The organism is Acinetobacter sp. UBA3025 (genome assembly GCF_002367915.1).
Taxonomy (GTDB): Bacteria; Pseudomonadota; Gammaproteobacteria; order Pseudomonadales; family Moraxellaceae; genus Acinetobacter.
On the sequence record NZ_DFDO01000054.1, the window covers coordinates 1 to 4291 of the forward strand.

Annotated in this window: 5 protein-coding genes; 4 read left to right on the plus strand and 1 reads right to left on the minus strand. The window is 42.5% G+C overall.

All coding sequences use genetic code 11. The annotated features are described in order from the left end of the window. Positions 1-197: 197 nt before the first annotated feature. Complete coding sequence (locus B4J23_RS02175) at positions 198-743, minus strand: CHAP domain-containing protein (RefSeq protein ID WP_179992412.1); 546 nt, start codon at positions 741-743, stop codon at positions 198-200. A 388-nt stretch (positions 744-1131) separates the two neighbouring features. Here B4J23_RS02175 and B4J23_RS02180 point away from each other — a divergent pair, with 388 nt between their 5' ends. The 4 genes from B4J23_RS02180 to B4J23_RS02195 form a co-directional block, all read left to right on the plus strand. Next, positions 1132-1623, plus strand: coding sequence for a lipocalin family protein (locus B4J23_RS02180; RefSeq protein WP_291358638.1), 492 nt, complete (start codon positions 1132-1134; stop codon positions 1621-1623). A 170-nt stretch (positions 1624-1793) separates the two neighbouring features. After that, positions 1794-2636: a thymidylate synthase gene (gene thyA / locus B4J23_RS02185; protein WP_034169878.1), complete on the plus strand. Its 843-nt coding sequence runs from the start codon at positions 1794-1796 to the stop codon at positions 2634-2636. Between the two features lie 98 nt (positions 2637-2734). After that, positions 2735-3247, plus strand: coding sequence for a trimethoprim-resistant dihydrofolate reductase DfrA40 (gene dfrA40, locus B4J23_RS02190; RefSeq protein WP_179993111.1), 513 nt, complete (start codon positions 2735-2737; stop codon positions 3245-3247). Positions 3248-3273: 26 nt separating this feature from the next. Continuing rightward, positions 3274-4291, plus strand: a 1018-nt coding sequence (locus B4J23_RS02195) for a DUF4105 domain-containing protein (protein WP_291358639.1), incomplete at its 3' end; no start/stop codon positions are given.

Here is a 4291-nt window from a genome sequence, read left to right on the forward strand (position 1 = left end):
GGCAGTAATTAGCCTGATCGGTTATTTACCTAAAACGGGTGAAATCTGGGAAACTATAGCGCTAGGTCTACAATGCTTGGGTTTTGTGGCGATTGGACTGTTTATCTTGTCGATTTATAATAAACGTGCGAAACGCTTCGAAGATTGAACCATTTCGCGACTTTCATTTTTAAGTTCTGAAATTTTCAGCGTCTGATTTAAAGATATGAATCTAGACGGTAATACGTATATTTCACATCGGAATTACGATAGACCGCATAGCCATTCTGTTTAAAATCAGAAACCCAGGCCGAACCAGAATATGCTGCAATATGACCATACTGATGCTGTGAGGTCCGGTCGATAATGTAGATATCACCTTTTTTCGGACGGTCAAAAGACAGGTTGATTTTTCGATAGCCTAATTGCTGGAGGGTATTGCCCCAGTCAGCTGCGGCAACAGGATGATTCACAATTTTTGCGCCTGAAGACTGCAAACCGACGCGAATACTGCGTGCACATTTCTGTGTACTAGTACTGCGGGTAATGCCTTGCAGATAGCTGGTGAATTTTTCAATATCGAAACGCTGGCCGTTCATCGCACCGAAAGTCTTGCGAGATTCAGAGCTTTTGTTACGAGCTGACACAGAGGTATAGCGCTGAGGCTGACGTTTGGAATTTTGTCCCGATTGGGAACGAATTATGACGTTCGCTTGAACAGGAGCATGCACTTCGCTCATATTCACTTGATGATCATAAATCATATTGGACCAAGTACTCCTCGCCTGTAAGTTTGGCTTTCAAATCTTCAACACGCGGTGAATACTAGACGGTTAAATGTTACTTTTCACGTTAAAAATGTAAATATATTTTTCCGCATTTGTTTAATTTTACTTAACTTGTTCTTTCTTTTAGATTTATAAAATTTACAATTTTCACAAAAAAGTTATAAATTCACTACTTTTCAAATTAATTAGCAGTTCTGCTTAGACTATTTCTAAATCAATATTTGAGCGCCTTTCTGACTAAATCTGTAATTTTACTCACGATAATAAAGTCAACATTTCACTACAGGATTACATCATTCCGGCTAACAACTCTCGTATTAGACTGATTTAGTAAATTTAAATTGAGATGATGAGGAAGAAAAATATGAGTCATGATGTAAAGACTATTTCAAATTTCAATTTAGAACAATATTTAGGGATCTGGTACGAAATTGCCCGTCTGCCTATGAAATACCAACCTGAAGACAGTACTGATATTTCCGCAGCCTACAGCCTGAATGAAAATGGCACAGTCCGCGTCCAGAACCGTTGTCTGGATGGTGCGGGCAAACTGGATGAATCTATTGGGGAAGCCACCATTGTGGATGCTGAGCATGGGAAACTGGAAGTCAGTTTCTTGCCTGAAGGTTTGCGCTGGGTACCTTTTACCAAAGGGGATTACTGGATTCTCAAACTGGATGACAATTATGAAACTGCATTGGTTGGTGAGCCAAACATGAAATATCTATGGCTCCTGCATCGTAAGCCGACACTGGATGAAGCAACCAAACAGGAATATCTGGCCTATGCTAAATCTCTGGGTTATGACCTGTCTGATCTGATCCATACGGTACATACCGGTAAGCCAACAGCTTAAAAAAGATGATAAAAAAGCATCCATCATGGATGCTTTTTTATGCCCTTTTCTCTTATGTTTAATCATTTTCACTGCTATGCGGAAGTGCTCAAAAAAATGTTATGATGAGCGCAATTTTAAATTGCCCAATTCAAAGAAAAGCAATTTGCAACAGATTTTAAGAGAGACCTATGCGCCAATATCTTGACCTTTTACAACATATCCTCGACAACGGCGGCGATAAAGGCGACCGTACCGGCACAGGTACACGCTCGGTATTTGGTCATCAGATGCGCTTTGATCTTTCCAAGGGTTTCCCTTTACTCACCACCAAAAAAGTTCATTTTCGTTCGATCGTGATTGAACTGCTGTGGTTCCTGAAAGGTGATACCCATGTAAAGTATCTTCAGGACAATAAAGTCACCATCTGGGATGAATGGGCAACTGCAGAACAGACTGCACGTTTTGGCCGTCCGGAAGGTGAGCTTGGTCCAGTCTATGGCCATCAATGGCGTAATTTTGGTGCCACTCAAAATGCAGATGGCAGCTACAATCAGGATGGTTTTGACCAGATCAAATGGCTGATCAATGAGATCAAGACCAATCCGAATTCACGCCGTCTGATTGTATCGGGCTGGAATCCGAATGAAGCGAGTCAGGTGGCTTTACCGCCTTGCCATACCCTGTTCCAGTTCTTTGTACATAATGGCAAATTGTCTTGCCAGCTTTATCAACGTAGTGCTGACGTATTTCTTGGCGTTCCATTTAATATTGCTAGCTATGCTCTATTGACTCATATGATTGCACAGGTGTGTGATCTGGATGTCGGTGATTTTGTCTGGACGGGTGGTGATACGCATTTATATGCCAATCATTTTGAACAGGCCAAACTTCAACTCAGTCGTGAGCCTTTAGGCCTGTGCCAGTTAAAACTGAATCCTGAAGTTAAAGACCTGTTTGATTTCAAATTTGAAGATATTGAAATTGTCGGTTATGAATCACATCCAGGAATTAAAGCACCAGTTGCAGTTTAATTCTGGTTAAGCCCCGGAAAATATTCAAATCCCACTTTGCTTAAAGTGGGATTTTGCATTTTAATAGCAATAATTTTTATCTGTTTTTGAGTATGGGTATGGCATTTCAGGATTTAGAAGTCGTTCATGTCGTGGCAATGGATCAGCAGCGCTGTATTGGTAAAGACAATGATCTGCCTTGGCATATCTCAGCAGATCTCAAGCACTTTAAGGAAATTACCCAGGGTGGCGTGATTGTCATGGGCCGTAAAACGCTTGAGTCGATGGGCCGTGCGCTGCCTAAACGTGTGAACTGGGTGATTACCCGCGATCCTGACTGGTCTTTTGAAGGCGTCAAAGTCGCGCATACGATTGAAGATGCCTTGACTCAAGCCGTGGCCGATGTGCAGACTTCAGAAAAACCGAATGCTATTTTTATTATTGGCGGTGGTGAAATCTTTAAACAGACTCTGGAGATCGCTGATCGTCTGGAACTGACCCATGTTGAACTGGATGTGCAAGGTCACGCCTACTATCCGGAAATTCCGGCCCAGTTCAAAAAAGTTGCATCAGAACAACATATCGATGACAAAACCGGTATTGCATTTGAGTTCGCAACATACAGAAAATAAAGCCTATTTTCTATAAAAGATTGAACATGCAAGGACAAGACAATTCAGAAAAGCATTGGAGCCTGTGGTTATTAGGGAGTCTGTTTAGTTTATTTGTCCTGTGTTCAAGTCTCTGGCTAAGCCTGATGCTCTGGGTGCAACAACCCTTGGGCAAAATTGGCAGCATCATTCTGATCGGTCTCTGGCTTGTGTTTGCCTGTGTGGTCTTGGGCATTTACTTCACCAAGCATCTGATTTCCCACCAGGTGGATACGGTGCTTTATCTGCTGGCCTTTCTGTTCAGCTTACTGGCTTATTTAAGCATGGAGCCTCGTCAGGATCGTGACTGGAATCCTGAAGTTTCCCGACTGCTCTCCTATGAGCAGCAAGGCAATCAAGTCACCTTGCACAATATCCGTAATTTTGACTGGCAAGCAGAGGGTCAGTATACCGAACGCTGGGAAAGCCGCAGTTTTGATCTGAACGACATTACTGGGGTAAACATCATTACCTCCTACTGGATGGGGCCTAAAATTGCCCATACGCTGGTCAGTTTTGATTTTGCCAATCAGAAACCACTCGCCTTCTCGATCGAAATTCGCAAAGAAAAGGATGAAAAATTTTCTGCCATTGGCGGCTTCTTCCGAAAATATGAACTAAGTCTGGTCGCCTCAGATGAAAAAGACATTGTATATACGCGTAGCAATATTCGTGGCGAGCAGGTCTATTTTTTTCCGGTAAAAATGCCACAAGCAGAAGCTCAAGCCCTATTTAAAGAATATCTGCGTAAAGCTGATGAACTGGCCAAAGAGCCTAAATGGTATAACACCCTGAGCAGTAACTGCACGACTCTGGTCTTTGATATGGCTCAGGCAGTATCTCAACAACAGCTTCCTTCAGATTACCGCTTGCTGGCTTCTGGGTATTTACCTGATTATTTATATGATTTAAAAGCGCTAGATCAACGCTGGGATATACAAACCTGGTATCAGCGTGCACATGTTAATCCACGAGTTAGGGATACCGGTCAGATCTCCAGTCAGGAGTATTCACAACGCCTGCGTC

Coding starts and splice junctions, on each gene's coding strand:
- B4J23_RS02175 (WP_179992412.1), bottom strand. CDS start 743: ATGATTTATGATCATCAAGTGAATATGAGCGAAGTGCATGCTCCTGTT.
- B4J23_RS02180 (WP_291358638.1), top strand. CDS start 1,132: ATGAGTCATGATGTAAAGACTATTTCAAATTTCAATTTAGAACAATAT.
- thyA (WP_034169878.1), top strand. CDS start 1,794: ATGCGCCAATATCTTGACCTTTTACAACATATCCTCGACAACGGCGGC.
- dfrA40 (WP_179993111.1), top strand. CDS start 2,735: ATGGCATTTCAGGATTTAGAAGTCGTTCATGTCGTGGCAATGGATCAG.